This window comes from Burkholderia orbicola, assembly GCF_900100915.1.
Classification (GTDB): domain Bacteria; phylum Pseudomonadota; class Gammaproteobacteria; order Burkholderiales; family Burkholderiaceae; genus Burkholderia; species Burkholderia orbicola.
In genome coordinates this window covers 1,876,496-1,895,738 of sequence record NZ_FNKW01000001.1, presented here as the reverse complement: position 1 = coordinate 1,895,738, position 19,243 = coordinate 1,876,496, and the positions used below count along the sequence as shown (strand labels likewise).

Here is a 19,243-nt window from a genome sequence, read left to right as displayed (position 1 = left end):
CGATGACCGACGATCCGATCGCCGCCTACCTGTCGAACCTGAAGCACGTCAGGCAGCTGTCGGAACATACGCTGCGCGCGTACACGCACGAACTCGACGAACTGAAGAAGCTCGCGGCCGGCCGGCCGCTCGAAGCATTGACCGCCGCCGACATGCGCGGCGCGGTCGTGCGCGGGCACGCGGCCGGGCTGTCCGCGCGCTCGATCTCGCACCGCCTTTCCGCATGGCGTGCGTTCTATCGCTGGTTCGCGCAACGCGTCGAGATGCCCGCGAATCCCGTCGCCGGGGTACGCGCGCCCAAACGCGAGAAATCGCTGCCCAAGGCGCTGTCGGTCGACGATGCGGTCGCACTGATGGACGCGCCGCTCGCCGGCACGACCGAAAGCATCCGCGACCACGCGATCCTCGAGCTGTTCTATTCGTCGGGGCTGCGCCTCGCCGAACTGGTCGGGCTCGACGTCCGGTACACGCAGGCCGACGGCTACCGCTCGGCCGGCTGGCTCGATCTCGCCGAAGCCGAAGTCACCGTGCGCGGCAAGGGCAACAAGGAGCGCAAGGTGCCGGTCGGCAGCAAGGCGATCGACGCGCTGAACGCGTGGCTCGCGGTGCGCGGCGAATTCGTGAAGCACGATCCGCATCCGCTGTTCGTGTCGGTGCGCGGCAACCGGATGTCGCCGGGCGTCGTGCGCGAGCGCGTGAAGCGTGCGGCGCTCGCCGCCGGCATCCCCGCCAACGTCCACCCGCACGTGTTGCGCCACTCGTTCGCGACGCACGTGCTGCAGTCGAGCGGCGACCTGCGCGCGGTGCAGGAACTGCTCGGCCATGCGAGCGTCGCCGCGACGCAGATCTATACGTCGCTCGACTTCCAGCATCTCGCGAAGATTTACGACAGCGCGCATCCGCGCGCGAAGAAGCGCGACTGACGCGCGTCCCGTGTTACCCGCCACGCGCGGCGGCCGGCACCGGCCGGCGTCGCGCGCGGCCCATTTCGATCTCATCATGCAAACCGTCACCCTCAAGCCGTCCAAGGAAAAATCGCTGCTGCGCCGCCATCCGTGGATCTACGCCAATGCGATCGACCGCGTCGACGGCAAGCCCGCGCCCGGCGCGACCGTGCTCGTGCGCGCGCACGACGGCCGCTTCCTCGCGCGCGGCGCGTACAGCCCGCAGTCGCAGATCCGCGTGCGCGTGTGGAGCTTCGACGAGCACGAGCCGATCGATCACGCGTTCTTCAAGCGCCGCGTGCAGCGCGCGGTCGCGCATCGCACGACGATGGTGTCGGGCACCGGCGCGGTGCGGCTCGTGTTCGGCGAAGCCGACGGGCTGCCGGGGCTGATCGTCGACTACTACGTCGCGGATACCGCCGAAGCCGGCGCGGCGCCGCGCGGCCAGCTGGTCTGCCAGTTCATGGCCGCGGGCGTCGAAGCGTGGAAGGACGCGATCGTCGCGGCGCTCACCGGCGCGACCGGCTGCCCGAACGTGTACGAGCGCTCGGACGTGTCGATCCGCGACAAGGAAGGGCTCGAACAGACGACCGGCGTGCTGGCCGGCGACGCGCCGCCCGCGACGCTGATCGCGAACGAAAACGGCGTGCGCTATCACGTCGACGTGCCGAACGGCCACAAGACGGGCTTCTACGTCGACCAGCGCGACAACCGCGCGCTCGTCGCGCAGTACGCGGCCGACCGCGACGTGCTGAACTGCTTCTGCTACACGGGCGGCTTCTCGCTCGCGGCGCTCAAGGGCGGCGCGAAACGCGTCGTGTCGATCGACTCGTCGGGCGATGCGCTCGCGCTCGCGCAGCAGAACGTCGTGGCCAACGGCTTCGACGCGGCACGCGCAACCTGGCTCGACGCCGATGCGTTCAAGACGCTGCGCCGCCTCGTCGACGAAGGCGAGCGGTTCGACCTGATCGTGCTCGATCCGCCGAAGTTCGCGCCGACCCGCGACAGCGTCGATCGCGCGGCGCGCGCGTACAAGGACATCAACCTGAGCGGTTTCAGGCTGCTGCGTCCGGGCGGCCTGCTGTTCACGTACTCGTGCTCGGGCGCGATCGACATGGACCTGTTCCAGAAGATCGTCGCAGGCGCCGCGGCCGACGCAAAGGTCGACGCACGCATCCTGAAGCGGCTCGGCGCGGGCGTCGATCATCCGCTGCTCGCCGCGTTCCCGGAAGGCGAATATCTGAAGGGCCTGCTGTTGCAAATCGTCTGATCGCCCCGATCTAGCGCGGACAACCGCGCCCGCCTCCGTTGGCGGCGCAGCGCCCCAGCCTGTCGTTCGGACGACGGGCGGGGGCTTGACAGGTATGTTTCAATGGATGGTTGTGCGCCCCGGCTCGCAGCGCGAGGGCGCGACGCACATCCTGGTTTTGACCCCGATTCACGAACCACAGGCGACCGACATGGCCACTCCCGTCACCATCCTTACTGGCTTCCTCGGCAGCGGCAAGACGACGCTGCTCAAGCGCATCCTGAACGAACAGCACGGCATGAAGATCGCCGTGATCGAGAACGAGTTCGGCGAAGAGAACATCGACAACGAAATCCTCGTGCAGGATTCGAACGAGCAGATCATCCAGATGAGCAACGGCTGCATCTGCTGCACGATCCGCGGCGACCTCGCCCGCGCGCTCGGCGATCTGGCCGCGAAGAAGCGCGAAGGCAAGCTCGACTTCGACCGCATCGTGATCGAGACGACCGGCCTCGCGAACCCGGGCCCCGTCGCACAAACGTTCTTCATCGACAGCGAAATCGCCGACGACTTCCTGCTCGATGCGGTCATCACGCTGGTCGACGCGAAGCACGCGAACGCGCAGCTCGACGAACACGAAGTGGTGCAGCGCCAGGTCGGTTTCGCCGACCGCCTGTTCATCACGAAGTCGGACCTCGTCGACGACCAGACCGTCGCGGGCCTCAAGCACCGCCTGATGCACATGAACCCGAAGGCCGCGATCAAGGTCGTGAATTTCGGCGAAGCGGACATCAAGGAAATCTTCGACCTGCGCGGCTTCAACCTGAACGCGAAGCTCGAGATCGATCCCGATTTCCTCGCCGAGGACGATCACGCGCACGATCATCACGATCACGACCATGATCACGATCACGCGAATTGCGACCACGATCACGGCCAATGCGCGCACGATCACGACCACGGCCACCACCACAATCATCACCACGCGCACCACGACGACAAGATCAAGTCGTTCGTGTACCGCAACGACCGCCCGTTCGACCCGAACAAGCTGGAAGACTTCCTCGGCGGCATCCTGCAGATCTACGGCGAGCGGATGCTGCGCTACAAGGGCGTGCTGTACATGAAGGGCGTCGACCGCAAGGTCGTGTTCCAGGGCGTGCACCAGATGATGGGCAGCGACCTCGCGGCGAAGTGGCTGCCGGTCGAGAAGAAGACCAACAAGATGGTGTTCATCGGCGTCGACCTGCCGCAGGACCTGATCACCGACGGCCTCGACGCCTGCCTCGCCTGATCCGCGCGGGCGCCTGCCGCACGCCCGCTGCCGGCCGCCTGCACCGGCGGCCGCGGCGGTCGGGCGGCGCCTTTTCCGGGCAGGGTTTCGCCGTCATCGCTTTTTCGCGATTTGCGCGTTATATTTTCTAGATATTGGCGCAGCCGACGGGGATCGACCCGATACGGCGCCCGCTTGCGATTCAGTTACAATACGTGCCCGCTGGAGTACGGCAACAAACAGGCCCGGTTCTTGCTGAACCAGTTTTCCGGGCATCGCAACCGCGCCGGATCGCCAATCCGCCTCCCGGCCGCGGCCGATGCGATGTGCCGCGCAGCACACCGGTTCGCAGCGCGCGCAAATCCGCGCCAGGCCTATCCTGGTATTTGAGAACCGGTTTTCCAGAGGCTTTCGGCCCCGCGGCGGCAAATCGCAAATGATTGCAAGCGCGGTTGCGGGTAATCCCAAAGTGCAGGCAATATCTCTCGATTTGCCGCACATTGAAGAAGCAAGCAGATGACGAAGAAACTCTTGACCGAAGCCGAAATCCTGAAGATGAGCGACAAGGATTACATGAATGAGGATCAGCTCGCCTTCTTCAAAAATCGGCTCGAACAGTTGCAGGCGGACATCCTCAAGAATGCAGGCCAGACGACCGAGAACCTGCGCGAGACCGTGATCGTCCCCGATCCCGCCGACCGCGCGACGATCGAGGAAGAGCACGCGCTCGAGCTGCGTACGCGCGATCGCGAACGCAAGCTCCTCAAGAAGGTTCAGCAGTCGCTCGCCCGCATCGATTCCGGCGATTACGGCTGGTGTGAGGAAACCGGCGAGCCGATCGGCATTCCGCGCCTGCTCGCGCGTCCGACCGCCACGCTGTCGCTCGAGGCGCAGGAGCGCCGCGAGCTGCGCCAGAAGCTGTTCGGCGACTGATCGAGCGGCATTCCGCTCAAACACGCTGCTTCCCGAAAGCGCGCGGCCTGCCGCGCGCTTTTTGTTTTTCCGGCACCGGTTCCCGGCCGCCGGCCGATTTGCCTTCCCCTCTTGATATCCCGGCGCCCGCCCTAAAATGAAACGGACGCGCGCCGGGCCGCTCCCCGGCGCACTGCGGATTCACGCGGCGGCGCATCGCGCCGCCCGACTCTTCCCCGTTTTTCTCAAGGAACGCAGATGGAGCAATTTCACGGCACGACCATCGTTTCGGTCCGGCGCGGCGACAAGGTCGCGCTCGGCGGCGACGGCCAGGTAACCCTCGGCAACATCGTCATGAAGGGTGGCGCGCGGAAAGTGCGGCGAATCTACAACAACCAGGTGCTGGTCGGATTCGCGGGCGGCACCGCCGATGCGTTCTCGCTCCTCGACCGCTTCGAGGCGAAGCTCGAGAAGCATCAGGGCAACCTGACCCGCGCGGCCGTCGAGCTCGCGAAGGACTGGCGCACCGACCGGATGCTGCGCCGCCTCGAGGCGATGCTGATCACGGCCGATGCCACCACCACGCTCGTCATCACCGGCAACGGCGACGTGCTCGACCCGGAAGGCGGGATCTGCGCGATCGGCTCGGGCGGCGCGTACGCGCAGGCCGCGGCCCGCGCGCTCGTCGAGAACACCGAGCTGTCGCCGCGCGACATCGTCGAGAAGTCGCTCGGGATCGCGGGCGACATGTGCATCTACACGAACCACAACCGCATCATCGAAACGATCGAGTAAGGACAGCCCCATGAGCACCATGACCCCTGCCGAGATCGTCTCGGAACTCGACAAGCACATCATCGGCCAGGCGAAGGCGAAGAAGGCCGTCGCCGTCGCGCTGCGCAACCGCTGGCGCCGCCAGCAGGTCGCCGACCCGCTGCGCCAGGAAATCACGCCGAAGAACATCCTGATGATCGGGCCGACGGGCGTCGGCAAGACCGAAATCGCGCGCCGCCTCGCGAAGCTCGCCGACGCGCCGTTCATCAAGATCGAAGCGACCAAGTTCACCGAAGTCGGCTACGTCGGCCGCGACGTCGACAGCATCGTGCGCGACCTGATCGAGATTTCGGTCAAGCAGACGCGCGAAGCCGAAATGCGCAAGGTGCGCAGCAAGGCCACCGACCAGGCGGAAGACCGCATCCTCGACATCCTGCTGCCGCAACCGCGCGCGGTGGGCTTCGGCGGCAATGCCGAGCACGCGAACGACGACAACAACGCGACCCGCCAGACCTTCCGCAAGCGCCTGCGCGAAGGCCAGCTCGACGACAAGGAAGTCGAGCTCGACCTCGAGCAGCCGTCGGTCGGCATGGACATCATGGCGCCGCCGGGGATGGAAGAGATGACCGAGCAGATCCGCTCGATGTTCTCGAACCTCGGCAGCGGCAAGAAGCAGCGCCGCAAGGTGAAGATCAAGGAAGCGCTGAAGCTGCTGACCGACGAGGAAGCGGCGAAGATGCTCAACGAAGAGGAAGTGAAGACGAAGGCCGTGCAGAACGTCGAGCAGAATGGCATCGTGTTCCTCGACGAGATCGACAAGATCACGTCGCGCAACAACGAAGGCAGCGGCGGCGAAGTGTCGCGCCAGGGCGTGCAGCGCGACCTGCTGCCGCTTGTCGAAGGCACGACGGTCAACACGAAGTACGGGATGGTGAAGACCGATCACATCCTGTTCATCGCGAGCGGCGCGTTCCACCTCGCGAAGCCGAGCGACCTGATTCCGGAGCTGCAAGGCCGCTTCCCGATCCGCGTCGAGCTCGATTCGCTGTCGGTCGAAGATTTCGAGGCGATCCTCGATGCGACCGACGCGAGCCTCGTCAAGCAGTACCAGGCGCTGCTCGCGACCGAAGACGTGCAGCTCGAATTCGCCGCGGACGGCATCCGGCGCCTCGCCGAGATCGCGTTCGCGGTCAACGAGAAAACCGAGAACATCGGCGCGCGCCGGCTGTACACGGTGATCGAGAAGCTACTCGAGGAAGTGTCGTTCTCGGCCGGCAACCACGCCGGCGAGCGCGTGACGATCGACGCGAAGTACGTCGACCGTGCGCTCGGCGAAGTGGCGCAGGACGAGGACCTGTCGCGCTACGTGCTGTAACGCGGGCAGGGCGGGATGAAAGAACGGGCGGCCCCTTCCGGGGTCGCCCGTTTTCGTTGGTGCGCCGCTTACTGCCGAACCGGCTTCTTCGCGAGCTTGCGCTGCAGCGTGCGGCGGTGCATGTTCAGCGCCCGCGCAGTGGCCGAGATGTTGTTGTTGTTCTCCGCCAGCACGCGCTGGATGTGCTCCCATTCGAGCCGGTCCACCGACAGCACGACCGGATTCTCGAGCGCCTCGTCGGCCTGCACTTCGGTCGCGTTGGTCTGCAGCGCGGCCAGGATCGACTCGACGTTCGCCGGCTTCGCGAGGTAGTTGTCGGCGCCCTCCTTCACGGCCTGCACGGCGGTCGCGATGCTCGCGTAGCCGGTCAGCACGAGAATGCGCGCATCGGGCTGCAGGTCGCACAACGGCGCGATCAGGCTCAGCCCGGAATCCTCGCCGAGATGCAGGTCGACGGTGATGAACTGGAACTTGCCGCCCGCGGCGAGCCGCAGCGCCGTCTCCTTGTCGTGCGCCTGCTGGACCGCGTAACCGCGGCGCTCGAGGCCGCGCGCGAGCGTGCCCGCGAACACCTCGTTGTCGTCGATCACCAGGAAATTGTTCTCGCTCATGTGGTTTCTCCGTCTACGTGTTGGTTGAGGCCGCCGGCATCGCGACGCGCACGACCGGCAGGCGCAGCACGGCCCGCGTGCCGCGCCCTATTGGAGCGCCGGCCGGGCGGCTGTCCGGCGCGCCGGCCGGCCGTTCCGCTGCACGTGCACCCGTGCGCGATCCCGCGCGTTGTCCCGATACGGCCGCCGCGTGGCCATTTGCCGCACCGCCGGCCCGCCCGTTGCCGCCCGCCGCGCGCGGCGTGACGTCGGACAGTTCGATCTCGCCGCCGAGCCGCACGGCCGCACTGAACGCGAGATACAGGCCGACGCCGTGCCCGCCCTGCGTGCTGTCGACCGGCATCGCGCCGAGCGATTCGCGCAGCGCGGCCGGAATGCCGGGCCCGTCGTCGCATACCTCGAATTCGATTTCGTCGGCCGTGCCGCCATGCGCGACCTTCGCGGCGAGCGTCACGCGCTGCGGGCTCGCGCGCGCGGCGTTGTCGAGCAGGATCGTCAGGATCTGGCCGGCCGCGACCGTATCGTCGAGCGCGACGCCGGCCGGGCGCGCGCCGAGCAGCTCGAACTGCACGTGCGGATGCCGCAGGCGCCAGTGCTCGACGAACGTGTCGAGCCAGTCGTCCACCGGCTGGCGGCTCGCCGACGTGCTCGCGCGGCTGCGCAGGCGCGCGAGCGCCGACGTGCACAGCGACATCTGTTCCTCGAGCACCTTCAGGTCGGCGTCGTAGCGCGCGAGCCCCGGATCGGCGCGCGCCGCGTCGCGCAATTCCTCGGCGAGCATCGCGATGGTCGACAGCGGCGTGCCCATTTCATGCGCGACGGTGGCGGCCTGCACGCCGAGCGCGACGGCCCGCTCGTCGCGCAGCAGATGCGCCTGCGCCTCGCCGAGCGCCGCGTCGCGCTGGCGCAGCGCGTTCGACATGCGCGCGACGAACCACGCAATCAGCCCGACGCTGACCATGAAGTTCACCCACATGCCGGTACGGTAGTAATCGAACAGGTTCGCCGGGTTGTCCATGTTGAGCGGCACCGAATCGAAGCCGAGCGCCGCGTAGCAGGCGACCGCGAACGCAGCGAGCCAGATCATCAGGTGCCACGGCAGCACGGCCGCCGCGATCGCGAGCGACGGCAGGTACAGCGACACGAACGGATTGGTCGTCCCGCCCGACAGGAACAGCAGCGCGGACAGCGCACCGAGGTCGACCCACAGCTGGCCGAGCAGCTCGAAATTGGTCTCGGGCCGGGCGCGCAGCACGCGTACCCAGGTCAGCGCGTTGAAAACGATTTCGAGCGCGATGACCATCAGCATTGCCGGCAGCGGCAGATGCACGCCGAAATAGGTCTGCACGACGCCGATCGTCACGAGCTGGCCGATGATCGCAAGATTGCGGAGCCAGAACAGGTGACCGAGGTTGACGCGCCCGGTGGTGGTGATTCGTTGCATCCGGGCAGTTTACCCGTTTAGCGCCCGGCGCCTCTAGCGGGGCCGGATCGATGCGCGCGAACGGGCGCGGCATGGCGCCGTCAATCGGTCGCGCCGGCCATGCGCTGCGCGATCTCGTCGGCCAGGCACTCGGGGCATCGGCACCGCGCGCCGGCCGCAGGCGGCGTGCCGCCGGGCGGCACTGGCATCGCCGCGCACCAGCAGTCGAACGGCTGCGTATGCGCGCCGCAGTCGAAGCCGCGCCCGCAGTGCGGGCAGCGCGCACGGCGCGGGGCGGAACGGGCGTCGGCGGCGGAATCGGTCATGGCGCAATCGCGGAAGCGGGCGGGACATCGCCCCACGCGACAAGCATAGCGCGACGGCTGGATTTTGCACGCCGGCCGCCCGGCCGAACGCCATCGGAAACGCACGTTGGCCAGCCCTACGCCGCCACCCGCGCGACGGCGCCCGAATCGCGCCGCGCCATAGCCGGCGGGCCGCCGCGTGCGATGCCGCGCCGCGCCGCCGGGGCGCCGGCCGGCCCAAAAACCCGATGCTGCGCTGCGCCACTCCTGTACAATTCGCCCTGTTTCAACCGTTCCCAGCCAGAGCCGCCGCCATGTCCGAGCCCATCGACCTCTCGCAGATCGCCCCCACGCTGAAAGCAGAAATCCTCGCGGAGGCGCTGCCGTACATCCGTCGTTACCACGGCAAGACCGTGGTCATCAAATACGGCGGCAACGCGATGACGGAAGAGCGGCTCAAGCAGGGCTTCGCGCGCGACGTGATCCTGCTCAAACTGGTCGGCATCAACCCGGTGATCGTCCACGGCGGCGGTCCGCAGATCGATCACGCGCTGAAGAAGATCGGCAAGGCCGGCACCTTCATCCAGGGCATGCGCGTCACCGACGAAGAGACGATGGAAGTCGTCGAATGGGTGCTGGGCGGCGAAGTGCAGCAGGACATCGTGATGCTGATCAATCACTTCGGCGGCCACGCGGTGGGCCTGACGGGCAAGGATGGCGGCCTGATCCACGCACGCAAGCTGCTGATGCCGGACCGCGACAACCCGGGCCAGTACATCGACATCGGCCAGGTCGGCGAAGTCGAGGCGATCAACCCGGCGGTCGTGAAGGCGCTGCAGGACGACGCGTTCATCCCGGTGATCTCGCCGATCGGCTTCGGCGAGGACGGCCTGTCGTACAACATCAACGCCGACCTCGTCGCGGGCAAGCTCGCCACGGTGCTGAACGCCGAGAAGCTGCTGATGATGACCAACATCCCCGGCGTGATGGACAAGGACGGCAACCTGCTGACCGACTTGTCCGCCCGCGAGATCGACGCGCTGTTCGAGGACGGCACGATCTCCGGCGGCATGCTGCCGAAGATCTCGTCGGCGCTCGACGCCGCGAAGAGCGGCGTGAAGTCGGTGCACATCGTCGACGGCCGGATCGAGCATTCGGTGCTGCTGGAAATCCTGACCGAGCAGCCGTTCGGCACGATGATCCGCTCGCATTGAGCGCGCGCCGCCCGCCTGCCAGCCCCGACCTGCCGGCCCCGCTGCGGCGCCGGCGCATCTCGCGCAGCCGGCCGCGTGCCGGCGCGCCCGTCTGGCTGTTCGATCTCGACAACACGCTGCACCACGCGTCGCACGCGATCTTTCCCGAGATCAACCGTGCGATGACGCAATACATCATCGACGCGCTGCAGGTCGGGCGCGCCGAAGCCGACCGCCTGCGCAACGGCTACACCGAGCGCTACGGCGCCGCGCTGCTCGGCCTCACGCGCCATCACCCGATCGACCCGCACGATTTCCTGCGCGTGGTCCACACGTTTTCCGACCTGCCCGCGATGGTGCGCGCCGAGCGCGGCCTCGCGCGCATCGTCGCCGCGCTGCCGGGCCGCAAGCTGATCCTGACCAACGCGCCGGAAAACTATGCGCGCGCGGTGCTGCGCGAGCTGGGCATCGAGCGGCTGTTCGAGCGCGTGATTGCGATCGAGCACATGCGCGACCGCCGCATGTGGCGCGCGAAGCCCGACCATGCGATGCTCCGCCGGACGCTGCGCGCCGCGCACGCACGGCTCGCCGACGCGATCCTCGTCGAGGACACGCGCGGCCACCTGAAGCGCTACAAGCGTCTGGGCATCGGCACGGTATGGATCACCGGCCACCTGCCTGGCCATCTGCCGGCAACCGGACGCCCGCATTATGTCGACCAGCGCATTCGTTCGTTAAAATCGCTGCGACTGGGCACACGATCGGGGCGACAAAAATGCAGCCGACTTACCCGCAGGACCAAGCCGTAACGGAAAGCCAGGCCACACCGTCCCGCCCGCGCCCGAAGCCGGGCGAGCGCCGCGTCATGATCCTGCAGACGCTCGCGGCGATGCTCGAGGCCCCGAAACCCGAGAAAATCACGACCGCCGCGCTCGCGGCCCGGCTCGACGTGTCGGAAGCCGCGCTGTACCGGCACTTCGCCAGCAAGGCGAAGATGTACGAAGGGTTGATCGAGTTCATCGAACAGGCGCTGTTCGGGCTCGTCAACCAGATCGTCGCGAAAGAGCCGAACGGCGTGCTGCAGGCTCGCACCATTGCGCTGACGATGCTCAATTTCGCCGCGAAGAACCCGGGAATGACGCGCGTGCTGACCGGCGAGGCGCTGGTCGGCGAGGACGAGCGGCTCACCGAGCGCGTGAACCAGCTGCTCGACCGCATCGAGGCAACCGTCAAGCAATGCCTGCGCGTCGCGCGCACCGAGGCGAATGCGCCACAGGACGGCGCGACGCCGTTCGTGCTGCCGGCCGACTACGATCCCGGCGCCCGTGCGAGCCTGCTCGTCAGCTACGTGATCGGCCGGTGGCATCGGTTCGCGAAAGGCGGGTTCCAGAAGCCGCCGGGCGAGCAGGCCGATGCGCACCTGCGGCTGATCCTGCAGTGACCGGCGCGTGACGGTACGCCCGCCATGCGCCCGAATCCGGGCCTCGCAATTTCCGCTATACTTTGCCGACTGTCGCCTCACGGGCGGCAGGTCGGAAGCGCGCCGATTTGCTGACTCGATTGCGGGCGCGCGAACCGGTCAGGGCGTGGCTGTGCGTTCGCCCCGGCGGTTCACTACAAATGCGGCTAAAGAGGTCGTCAGCCGCGCACCTTCGCCTCCGCGCATCGCCGACACCATTTAGCCGCCCAGTCATAAGGCGGAACGAATGGAATCGATCGGCATCGTCGCTCCACAGACCATGCACTTCGCCGAACCGCTGCGCTTGCAAAGCGGCAGCGTGCTCGGCAACTATCAGCTCGTCGTCGAGACGTACGGCGAGCTCAACGCCGCGCGCTCGAACGCGGTGCTCGTGTGCCACGCGCTCAATGCGTCGCACCACGTCGCCGGCGTCTACGCGGACGATCCGCGCAGCACCGGCTGGTGGGACAACATGGTCGGCCCGGGCAAGCCGCTCGACACCAACCGCTTCTTCGTGATCGGCGTGAACAACCTCGGCTCGTGCTTCGGCTCGACCGGCCCGATGAGCATCGACCCGTCGACCGGCAAGCCGTACGGCGCCAAGTTTCCGGTGGTGACCGTCGAGGACTGGGTGCATGCGCAGGCGCGCGTCGCCGACGCATTCGGCATCGAGCGCTTCGCCGCGGTGATGGGCGGCAGCCTCGGCGGCATGCAGGCGCTCGCGTGGAGCCTGATGTATCCGGAACGCGTCGCGCACTGCATCGACATCGCATCGACGCCGAAGCTGTCCGCGCAGAACATCGCGTTCAACGAGGTCGCGCGCTCGGCGATCCTGTCCGATCCCGACTTCCACGGCGGCGACTACTACGCGCACGGCGTGAAACCCAAGCGCGGCCTGCGCGTCGCGCGGATGATCGGCCACATCACGTACCTGTCCGACGACGACATGGCCGAGAAATTCGGCCGTGCGCTGCGGCGCGCCGACGGCGCGCTCGACGCGTACAACTTCAGCTTCGACGTCGAGTTCGAGGTCGAGTCGTACCTGCGCTACCAGGGCGACAAGTTCGCCGACTACTTCGACGCGAACACGTACCTGCTGATCACGCGCGCGCTCGACTACTTCGATCCGGCGAAGGCGTTCGACGGCAACCTGACGGCCGCGCTCGCGCACACGCAGGCGAAGTACCTGATCGCGAGCTTCTCGACCGACTGGCGCTTCGCGCCCGCCCGCTCGCGCGAGATCGTGAAGGCGCTGCTCGACAACAAGCGCACGGTCAGCTACGCGGAAATCGATGCGCCGCACGGCCACGATGCGTTCCTGCTCGACGACGCGCGCTATCACAACCTGCTCCGCGCGTATTACGAACGAATCGCCAACGAGGTGGGCGCATGAACCAGCAAGCGTTGAATTCCCTGTCCGCGCGTGCGGACTTCCGCACGATCGCGCGCTGGGTCGAGCCGCGTTCGACCGTGCTCGACCTCGGCTGCGGCGACGGCTCGCTGCTCGCGCTGCTGATGGAAGAACTCGACGTCACCGGCTACGGGATCGAGCTGAACGACGCGGGCGTGCTCGCGAGCGCGAAGAACGGCATCAACGTGATCCAGCAGAACCTCGAGGATGGCCTGCGCCTGTTCGAGGATCACAGCTTCGACATCGCGATCCTGTCGCAAACGCTGCAAACGATCCACCAGACGGCCGCGATCCTGCGCGAAACGGCGCGCGTCGGCCGCGAGTGCATCGTGTCGTTCCCGAACTTCGGCTACTGGCCGCACCGGCTGTCGGTGCTGAACGGCCGGATGCCGGTGTCGAAGTCGCTGCCTTACCAGTGGCACAACACGCCGAACGTGCGGGTGCTGACGATCGAGGATTTCGAGGCACTGGCGCCCGAAGTGGGGGTGACGATTCTCGACCGCGTCGTGCTGCACGAAGGCCAGCCGATTCGATGGGGAGCGAACTGGCGTGGTAGTCTTGCTGTCTATCGCGTCAAGCGCAGCTGAGCCGGGGAGCCGTTGACGGAAGATCCGGCCCGCCCACGCGCGCGGCCGCCCCTCCTGCGCCGTGCGCGCCGCCTGCGCTGCCGCCGCCATCAGTCAACGCTACCCAGTTCCTGTCCATGTCGAAAACGCCACACGAGGCGCCCGCACTCACCGCTCACGAGGATCACCCCGGCTGGCGCGCCTATCTGAACACGCACATGCTGATCTGCGTGTTCCTGGGCTTCACGTCGGGGCTGCCCCTCTTCACGCTCGTCTACCTCGTGCAGGCATGGCTGCGCTCCGAGGGCGTGAACCTGAAGGAAATCGGCCTGTTCGCGCTGATCCAGTTCCCGTATACGTGGAAGTTCCTGTGGGCGCCGCTGATGGACCGCTACATCCCGCGCCTGCCCGGCTGGCGGCCGGGCCGCCGGCGCGGCTGGCTGCTGCTCACGCAGCTGCTGGTCGCGGGTGCGATCGCCGCGCTCGGCTTCGTGTCGCCGCGCGACTCGATCTGGACGGTCGCCGCGCTCACGACGCTCGTCGCATTCTTCGGCGCGAGCGCCGACATCGTGATCGATGCGTATCGCCGCGAGCTGCTGCGCGACACCGAGCAGGGCCTCGGCAACGCGGTGCACGTGAACGCGTACAAGCTCGCCGCGCTGATTCCCGGCTCGCTCGCGCTGATCCTGTCCGACCACCTGCCGTGGGACGCCGTGTTCGCGATCACCGGCGCGTTCATGCTGCCGGGCATCCTGATGACGCTCGTCGTGCGCGAGCCGGAAGTGGTCGGCACGCCGCCGCGCAACCTGCGCGACGCGATCGTGCTGCCGTTCCGCGAATTCATCGAGCGCGACGGCTGGGCCGGCGCGCTGCTCGTCATCGCGTTCATCTTCCTGTTCAAGATCGGCGACACGATGGCGACCACGCTGTCGACGTCGTTCTTCCTCGACATCGGCTTCTCGCGCACCGAGATCGGCATCGTCGCGAAAACCACCGCGCTCGTCGCGAGCGTCGCCGGCGGCATCATCGGCGGCATCTGGCTCGTGAAGATCGGCATCGGCCGCGGGCTGTGGATCTTCGGCGCGCTGCAGATGGTGTCGACGCTCGGCTTCGCGTGGCTCGCGCAGCTCGGCCCCGGCTCGCCGGTGCTCGCGATGCTGTACGACTTCACGGTCGCGGCCAGCCACGCGCTCGCGTCGTTCATGTCGGTGTTCGGTATCGAGATCACGCCGAAGCTGAGCCCGATGACGGTCGCGCTCGCGCTCGTCTACGGCTTCGAAACCTTCACGACCGGCCTGACGATGGCCGCGTTCGTCGCGTATATCGCGAGCACGACCGACCCGCGCTACACGGCCACGCAGTTCGCGCTGTTCACGAGCCTCGCGTCGGTGCCGCGTACGCTCGCATCGGCCGCGAGCGGCTTCGTCGTCGCGAAGATCGGCTGGTACGACTATTTCATCGTGTGCACCGCGCTCGCGGTTCCCGGCATGCTGCTGCTGTTCAGGATCGCGCCGTGGAACGGTGCCGCGCGCGACGGCGAGGCGAGCCGTGCGCGGTAACCGCCTGCATCGTCTCGCGCGCGTGACGGCTGCGTTGAGCGTCGGCGCCGCGGCATTCACCGCGACGAGTGCGCACGCGACCGACATCGGCGCGACGGCTGCGGGCTCCGCACCGGCCGCCGCGCAGGCGACGCCGCCCACCCCCGCCACGTCTGCCGCGCCCGTCCCGCCGTCCGCCGCCGAAGGCGCGCAGCCGACCGGCGCCGCGGTGCCGGCGAAGGCCTATACGCCGACGCCGCAGCAGGTCCGCTACGGCAACGCGATCGCGTTCCGCACGCTGATCCCGTCGCCGCTCCTCGAGCAGCTCACCGCGAACGAATACGCGCAGATCGTGCAGACGGCCGCCGACAGCAACCGCCTGCTGCCCGCGAACCAGCCGCGCGTGAAACGCCTGCGCGCGATCGTCGCGAAGCTCGCGCCGTATTCGGTGAAGTGGAACGACCGCGTGAAAAGCTGGGCGTGGGACGTGAACGCGATCCGCTCGCGCGACATCCGACTGACCTGTCTGCCGGGCGGCAAGGTGCTGGTGTACGGCGGCATGCTCGACCGCGTACGCCTGAACGACGACGAGCTCGGCGTGCTGCTCGCGCACGGCATCGCGCATGCGCTGCGCGAACACGCGCGCAGCAACTTCAGCGTGACCTCGCAGACGTCGCTGCGCGCGGCCGCGCTGCCGCCGCTGTTCGGCGTCGGCGATCCGCTGCCGCAGGCGCTGAATCTCGGCGAGCGTCTGCAGTCGCTCCACTACGATCCGACCGACGAAACCGAAGCCGACGTGATCGGCGGCGACATCGCCGCACGCGCGGGCTTCGATCCGCGCGCGGCGATCACGCTGTGGGACAAGCTCGCGGTCGCGACGCGCGCGAACAAGGCGTCGGGCTTCATCTACACGCACCCGTACGGCGCCGCGCGCCGCCAGGATCTGCTGAACCGGCTGCCGGACCTGATGCCGCTGTACGCGAAGGCGACGGGCAAACGCGTCGAATCGCTGCCCGACTATGCGGGCATCAGCGCGCAGCGGCGCAAGATCGTGCGGCGCTGAGCCGCCGCGCGAGACCCGGGACGCTATGCGTGCGCGTCGGCCATCGCCGGGCGCACCCCGCTGTCACGCATCCAGCGCACGTCATCCGCGGGGCTGCGGCCGAACAGCCGCTTGAACTCGCGACTGAACTGCGACGCGCTCGCATAGCCGACCCGCGCGGCTGCCGCACCGGCGCCCAGCCCGTCGCGCACCATCATCAGCCGCGCCTGGTGCAGCCGCGCGGTCTTCACGTACTGCATCGGCGACGTCGCCGTCACGTGCTTGAACTGCGCGTGGAACACCGCGAGGCTCATCCCGGCTTCGCGGGCAAGCGTCTCGACGTCGAGATCGGCCCTCAGCTCCGCATGGATGCGCCGCAGCGCCTTCGCGATGCGGCCGAAATGATGCTGCTGCACGAGCGCCGCGCGCATCGCGTCGCCCTGCTCGCCGGTCAGCACGCGATACGCGATCTCGCGCATGATCGCCGGCCCCAGCACGCGCGTGTCGTGCGGCGACGCGAGTGCTTCGAGCAACCGCACGACCGCATCGGCCAGTGGCGCGTCGAGCGGCGTCGAATAGACGCCGAGCGGCTCGCTGATCGCCGCGCCGAGCGTCTCGTCGAGCAGGATCGCGAGCTCGGCGATCACGGCGAGATCGACGCGGATCGAGATCGCGAGAAACGGCTCGTCCATGCTCGCGAAGGTTTCGCATTCGAACGGCAGCGGCACCGACAGCACCAGGTATTGCTGCGCGTCGTACACGAACGAGCGGTCGCCGAGATAGCCGAGCTTGCGACCCTGGCACACGACGATGATGCTCGGCTCGTACAGCACGGGCATGCGCGGCGCGGGACGGCTCACGCGGAGCAAGCGCACGCCGTCGAGCGCCGCGAGCGTGTCGCCCTCGTTCGGCGCGAGGCGCGTGTGCAGCTCGATCATCCGGCGCTGCACGCGGTCGCCCGAGTCGGCAAAAAGGGGCTGGAAGCTCATCTGCGTGGTCCTGTCCGGCAAGAGAATCTGGCTCGCAATTTAGCACCTTGAACGCGTTTTGACGGGCGTTCGCGCGCAATTCAAGAGGAATAGGCAAATCTTCCAGACCTTCATGTATTTCGCCGCGGCGGTGCGCTCCTTACGATAGGCACCTGTCTCGCCGCATCGCCACATGATGCGACGGCAGTCTGTTTCGCCGGATCTTTTCCGGACAAGGAGCCTTTGCATGAGCACGACCTATGCCTACGCGGCGACCGATTCGCAATCGCCGCTCGCCCCGTTCGAATTCCAGCGTCGCGCGCTGCGCGACCTCGACGTCCAGATCGACGTCCTCTACTGCGGCGTCTGCCACTCCGACCTTCACCAGGCGCGCAACGAATGGCGCAACACGATCTACCCGGTCGTGCCGGGCCATGAAATCGTCGGCCGCGTGACCGCGACCGGCCCGCAGGTGTCGCGCTTCAAGGTCGGCGAGCTGGTCGGCGTCGGCTGTCTCGTCGATTCGTGCCGCACCTGCGCGAGCTGCGAAGAAGGCCTCGAGCAGTATTGCGAGAACGGTTTCGTCGGCACCTACAACGGGCAGGACCGCGTGACGGGCGACATCACGTACGGCGGCTATTCGACGCAGCTCGTCGTCGACGAGGCGTTCGTGCTGCGCGTGCCGGACACGCTCGACCCGGCCGGCGCGGCGCCGCTGCTGTGCGCGGGGATCACGACCTACTCGCCGCTGCGGCAGTGGAACGTCGGCCCCGGCAAGAAGGTCGGGATCGTCGGTCTCGGCGGCCTCGGCCACATGGGCGTGAAGCTGGCGCGCGCGATGGGCGCGCACGTCGTGCTGTTCACGACGTCGCCGTCGAAGATCGAGGACGGCAAGCGGCTCGGCGCGCATGAAGTGGTGATCTCGAAGGACGAAGCGCAGATGAACGCGCACCTGAACAGCTTCGACTTCATCCTGAACACGGTCGCCGCGCAGCACGACCTGAACCCGTTCCTGCACCTGCTCAAGCGCGACGGCACGATGACGCTGGTCGGCGCACCGGAGCACGACCATCCGTCGCCGCAGGTGTTCAACCTGATCTTCAAGCGCCGCCGCCTCGCGGGCTCGCTGATTGGCGGGATCGCGGAAACGCAGGAAATGCTCGACTTCTGCGCGGAGCACGGGATCACGTCCGATATCGAGACGATTCCGATGCAGCAGATCAACGCCGCCTACGAGCGGATGCTGAAGAGCGACGTGAAGTACCGGTTCGTGGTGGACATGGCGTCGCTCAAGCAGTAAGCCACGCCCCAAACGAAACGGGCCGCATGTTCGACATGCGGCCCGTTTTGCATTCGGCGGCTACGCGCGCGGCGCGGCGCCGGCCGTCACTTCGTGTAGTCGTAGTCGATCGTCAGCGGCGCGTGATCGCTGAACTTGATGTCCTTGAAGATCGACGTGCTTTTTGCGGTCCCGGCCACGCCCGGGGTCGCGATCTGGTAATCGATCCGCCACCCGACGTTCTTCGCGTACGCCTGGCCGCGGTTGCTCCACCATGTGTACTGCTCGGGGCGCTGATCGAGCGTGCGGAACACGTCGACGTAGCCGACGTCGTCGAACAACTTCGTGAGCCACTCGCGCTCTTCCGGCAGGCAGCCCGAGTTCTTCTGGTTGCTCTTCCAGTTCTTGATGTCGATTTCCTTGTGGACGATGTTCACGTCGCCGCACAGGATCACCTCGCGCTTCTTCTTCAGCGCCGCGAGGTGCGGCATGAATTCGGCCATGAAGCGGTACTTCGCCTGCTGGCGCTCCTCGCCGCTCGAACCGGACGGCACGTACACCGACACGACCGACAGCTTGCCGTAGCGCGCCTCGACGTAGCGCCCTTCGGGATCGAACTCGCTGCTGCCGAAACCGATGATCACGTCATCGGGCTCGCGGCGGCTGTACACGCCCGCGCCGCTGTAGCCCTTCTTCTCGGCGTGGTGGAAATAGCTCTTGAAGCCGTGCGGCTCGACGAATTCGGCCGGCAGGTCGTCGGCCGACACCTTGATTTCCTGCACGCATACGCAATCGGCGTTCTGTTCGCCGAGCCAGTCGAAGAAGCCCTTCTTCGCGGCGGAGCGGATGCCGTTCAGGTTGGCGGTAATCACTCGCATCATGTCGGGTTCCGTTCAGTTCGATGTTTTTACAGGGGGGCAG

19 protein-coding genes are annotated in these 19,243 nt (G+C 67.4%); 14 read left to right on the top strand and 5 right to left on the bottom strand.

Translation table 11 applies throughout. The features are described 5' to 3' along the window. Positions 1 to 2: 2 nt before the first annotated feature. From xerC to hslU, 6 genes are all read left to right on the top strand, one after another. Positions 3 to 923, top strand: a complete 921-nt coding sequence (gene xerC, locus BLS50_RS09035) for a tyrosine recombinase XerC (protein WP_023477636.1) — start codon at positions 3 to 5, stop codon at positions 921 to 923. 76 nt (positions 924 to 999) lie between these two features. After that, complete coding sequence (locus BLS50_RS09030) at positions 1,000 to 2,214, top strand: class I SAM-dependent rRNA methyltransferase (RefSeq protein ID WP_011546461.1); 1,215 nt, start codon at positions 1,000 to 1,002, stop codon at positions 2,212 to 2,214. Positions 2,215 to 2,404: 190 nt separating this feature from the next. Continuing rightward, on the top strand, positions 2,405 to 3,487 hold the full coding sequence (locus tag BLS50_RS09025; RefSeq protein WP_023477633.1) for a CobW family GTP-binding protein: 1,083 nt from the start codon (positions 2,405 to 2,407) through the stop codon (positions 3,485 to 3,487). A gap of 495 nt (positions 3,488 to 3,982) precedes the next feature. Beyond that, entirely contained in the window at positions 3,983 to 4,399 is a 417-nt protein-coding gene (dksA, locus tag BLS50_RS09015) for an RNA polymerase-binding protein DksA (protein WP_006477498.1), read from the top strand. Between the two features lie 237 nt (positions 4,400 to 4,636). After that, positions 4,637 to 5,173: an ATP-dependent protease subunit HslV gene (gene hslV / locus BLS50_RS09010; protein WP_023477631.1), complete on the top strand. Its 537-nt coding sequence runs from the start codon at positions 4,637 to 4,639 to the stop codon at positions 5,171 to 5,173. A gap of 10 nt (positions 5,174 to 5,183) precedes the next feature. After that, positions 5,184 to 6,527, top strand: coding sequence for an ATP-dependent protease ATPase subunit HslU (gene hslU / locus BLS50_RS09005; RefSeq protein ID WP_074802025.1), 1,344 nt, complete (start codon positions 5,184 to 5,186; stop codon positions 6,525 to 6,527). A gap of 68 nt (positions 6,528 to 6,595) precedes the next feature. On the opposite strand, the gene BLS50_RS09000 is transcribed toward hslU, so the two are convergent. The 3 genes from BLS50_RS09000 to BLS50_RS08990 form a co-directional block, all read right to left on the bottom strand. Next, on the bottom strand, positions 6,596 to 7,138 hold the full coding sequence (locus BLS50_RS09000; RefSeq protein ID WP_011546464.1) for a response regulator transcription factor: 543 nt from the start codon (positions 7,136 to 7,138) through the stop codon (positions 6,596 to 6,598). Positions 7,139 to 7,151: 13 nt separating this feature from the next. Beyond that, positions 7,152 to 8,582, bottom strand: a complete 1,431-nt coding sequence (locus BLS50_RS08995) for an ATP-binding protein (protein WP_074802022.1) — start codon at positions 8,580 to 8,582, stop codon at positions 7,152 to 7,154. An 80-nt stretch (positions 8,583 to 8,662) separates the two neighbouring features. Then, complete coding sequence (locus BLS50_RS08990; protein WP_074802019.1) at positions 8,663 to 8,887, bottom strand: cysteine-rich CWC family protein; 225 nt, start codon at positions 8,885 to 8,887, stop codon at positions 8,663 to 8,665. Positions 8,888 to 9,180: 293 nt separating this feature from the next. Here BLS50_RS08990 and argB point away from each other — a divergent pair, with 293 nt between their 5' ends. The 7 genes from argB (at position 9,181) to BLS50_RS08945 (ending at position 16,096) form a co-directional block, all read left to right on the top strand. Further along, complete coding sequence (gene argB / locus BLS50_RS08980; protein ID WP_006490510.1) at positions 9,181 to 10,080, top strand: acetylglutamate kinase; 900 nt, start codon at positions 9,181 to 9,183, stop codon at positions 10,078 to 10,080. After that, a complete protein-coding gene (locus BLS50_RS08975) occupies positions 10,077 to 10,868 on the top strand; it encodes a pyrimidine 5'-nucleotidase (RefSeq protein WP_074802016.1) in 792 nt (263 codons plus the stop codon). The genes argB and BLS50_RS08975 overlap by 4 nt, the downstream gene beginning before the upstream one ends. Further along, entirely contained in the window at positions 10,835 to 11,500 is a 666-nt protein-coding gene (slmA, locus tag BLS50_RS08970) for a nucleoid occlusion factor SlmA (RefSeq protein ID WP_012329426.1), read from the top strand. Before BLS50_RS08975 ends, slmA begins: the two co-directional genes overlap by 34 nt. Positions 11,501 to 11,765: 265 nt before the next feature. Then, the gene (metX, locus tag BLS50_RS08960; protein ID WP_006477489.1) at positions 11,766 to 12,911 is read left to right on the top strand and encodes a homoserine O-succinyltransferase MetX; all 1,146 of its coding nucleotides are present in this window, start codon (positions 11,766 to 11,768) and stop codon (positions 12,909 to 12,911) included. Continuing rightward, the gene (gene metW, locus BLS50_RS08955) at positions 12,908 to 13,516 is read left to right on the top strand and encodes a methionine biosynthesis protein MetW (RefSeq protein ID WP_006755281.1); all 609 of its coding nucleotides are present in this window, start codon (positions 12,908 to 12,910) and stop codon (positions 13,514 to 13,516) included. Before metX ends, metW begins: the two co-directional genes overlap by 4 nt. Positions 13,517 to 13,632: 116 nt before the next feature. Continuing rightward, entirely contained in the window at positions 13,633 to 15,054 is a 1,422-nt protein-coding gene (locus BLS50_RS08950) for an AmpG family muropeptide MFS transporter (protein WP_074802010.1), read from the top strand. Then, positions 15,044 to 16,096, top strand: a complete 1,053-nt coding sequence (locus BLS50_RS08945) for a M48 family metallopeptidase (RefSeq protein ID WP_074802782.1) — start codon at positions 15,044 to 15,046, stop codon at positions 16,094 to 16,096. Before BLS50_RS08950 ends, BLS50_RS08945 begins: the two co-directional genes overlap by 11 nt. A gap of 23 nt (positions 16,097 to 16,119) precedes the next feature. On the opposite strand, the gene BLS50_RS08940 is transcribed toward BLS50_RS08945, so the two are convergent. Next, entirely contained in the window at positions 16,120 to 17,064 is a 945-nt protein-coding gene (locus BLS50_RS08940) for an AraC family transcriptional regulator (protein ID WP_006477485.1), read from the bottom strand. 226 nt (positions 17,065 to 17,290) lie between these two features. Between BLS50_RS08940 and BLS50_RS08935 the strand changes: the two genes are divergently transcribed. Then, a complete protein-coding gene (locus BLS50_RS08935) occupies positions 17,291 to 18,343 on the top strand; it encodes an NAD(P)-dependent alcohol dehydrogenase (RefSeq protein ID WP_011546472.1) in 1,053 nt (350 codons plus the stop codon). A gap of 86 nt (positions 18,344 to 18,429) precedes the next feature. Here the strand turns inward: BLS50_RS08935 and BLS50_RS08930 are convergent, their stop codons facing one another. Continuing rightward, positions 18,430 to 19,203 carry an exodeoxyribonuclease III gene (locus BLS50_RS08930; protein ID WP_074802007.1) on the bottom strand — a complete coding sequence of 258 codons (774 nt, stop codon included), beginning with the start codon at positions 19,201 to 19,203 and terminating at the stop codon, positions 18,430 to 18,432. Positions 19,204 to 19,243 lie beyond the last annotated feature (40 nt).

What these genes read in the sequence shown, in the direction of transcription:
- xerC (WP_023477636.1), top strand. Translation starts at nt 3, where the DNA reads ATGACCGACGATCCGATCGCCGCCTACCTGTCGAACCTGAAGCACGTC.
- BLS50_RS09030 (WP_011546461.1), top strand. Translation starts at nt 1,000, where the DNA reads ATGCAAACCGTCACCCTCAAGCCGTCCAAGGAAAAATCGCTGCTGCGC.
- BLS50_RS09025 (WP_023477633.1), top strand. Translation starts at nt 2,405, where the DNA reads ATGGCCACTCCCGTCACCATCCTTACTGGCTTCCTCGGCAGCGGCAAG.
- dksA (WP_006477498.1), top strand. Translation starts at nt 3,983, where the DNA reads ATGACGAAGAAACTCTTGACCGAAGCCGAAATCCTGAAGATGAGCGAC.
- hslV (WP_023477631.1), top strand. Translation starts at nt 4,637, where the DNA reads ATGGAGCAATTTCACGGCACGACCATCGTTTCGGTCCGGCGCGGCGAC.
- hslU (WP_074802025.1), top strand. Translation starts at nt 5,184, where the DNA reads ATGAGCACCATGACCCCTGCCGAGATCGTCTCGGAACTCGACAAGCAC.
- BLS50_RS09000 (WP_011546464.1), bottom strand. Translation starts at nt 7,138, where the DNA reads ATGAGCGAGAACAATTTCCTGGTGATCGACGACAACGAGGTGTTCGCG.
- BLS50_RS08995 (WP_074802022.1), bottom strand. Translation starts at nt 8,582, where the DNA reads ATGCAACGAATCACCACCACCGGGCGCGTCAACCTCGGTCACCTGTTC.
- BLS50_RS08990 (WP_074802019.1), bottom strand. Translation starts at nt 8,887, where the DNA reads ATGACCGATTCCGCCGCCGACGCCCGTTCCGCCCCGCGCCGTGCGCGC.
- argB (WP_006490510.1), top strand. Translation starts at nt 9,181, where the DNA reads ATGTCCGAGCCCATCGACCTCTCGCAGATCGCCCCCACGCTGAAAGCA.
- slmA (WP_012329426.1), top strand. Translation starts at nt 10,835, where the DNA reads ATGCAGCCGACTTACCCGCAGGACCAAGCCGTAACGGAAAGCCAGGCC.
- metX (WP_006477489.1), top strand. Translation starts at nt 11,766, where the DNA reads ATGGAATCGATCGGCATCGTCGCTCCACAGACCATGCACTTCGCCGAA.
- metW (WP_006755281.1), top strand. Translation starts at nt 12,908, where the DNA reads ATGAACCAGCAAGCGTTGAATTCCCTGTCCGCGCGTGCGGACTTCCGC.
- BLS50_RS08950 (WP_074802010.1), top strand. Translation starts at nt 13,633, where the DNA reads ATGTCGAAAACGCCACACGAGGCGCCCGCACTCACCGCTCACGAGGAT.
- BLS50_RS08940 (WP_006477485.1), bottom strand. Translation starts at nt 17,064, where the DNA reads ATGAGCTTCCAGCCCCTTTTTGCCGACTCGGGCGACCGCGTGCAGCGC.
- BLS50_RS08935 (WP_011546472.1), top strand. Translation starts at nt 17,291, where the DNA reads ATGAGCACGACCTATGCCTACGCGGCGACCGATTCGCAATCGCCGCTC.
- BLS50_RS08930 (WP_074802007.1), bottom strand. Translation starts at nt 19,203, where the DNA reads ATGATGCGAGTGATTACCGCCAACCTGAACGGCATCCGCTCCGCCGCG.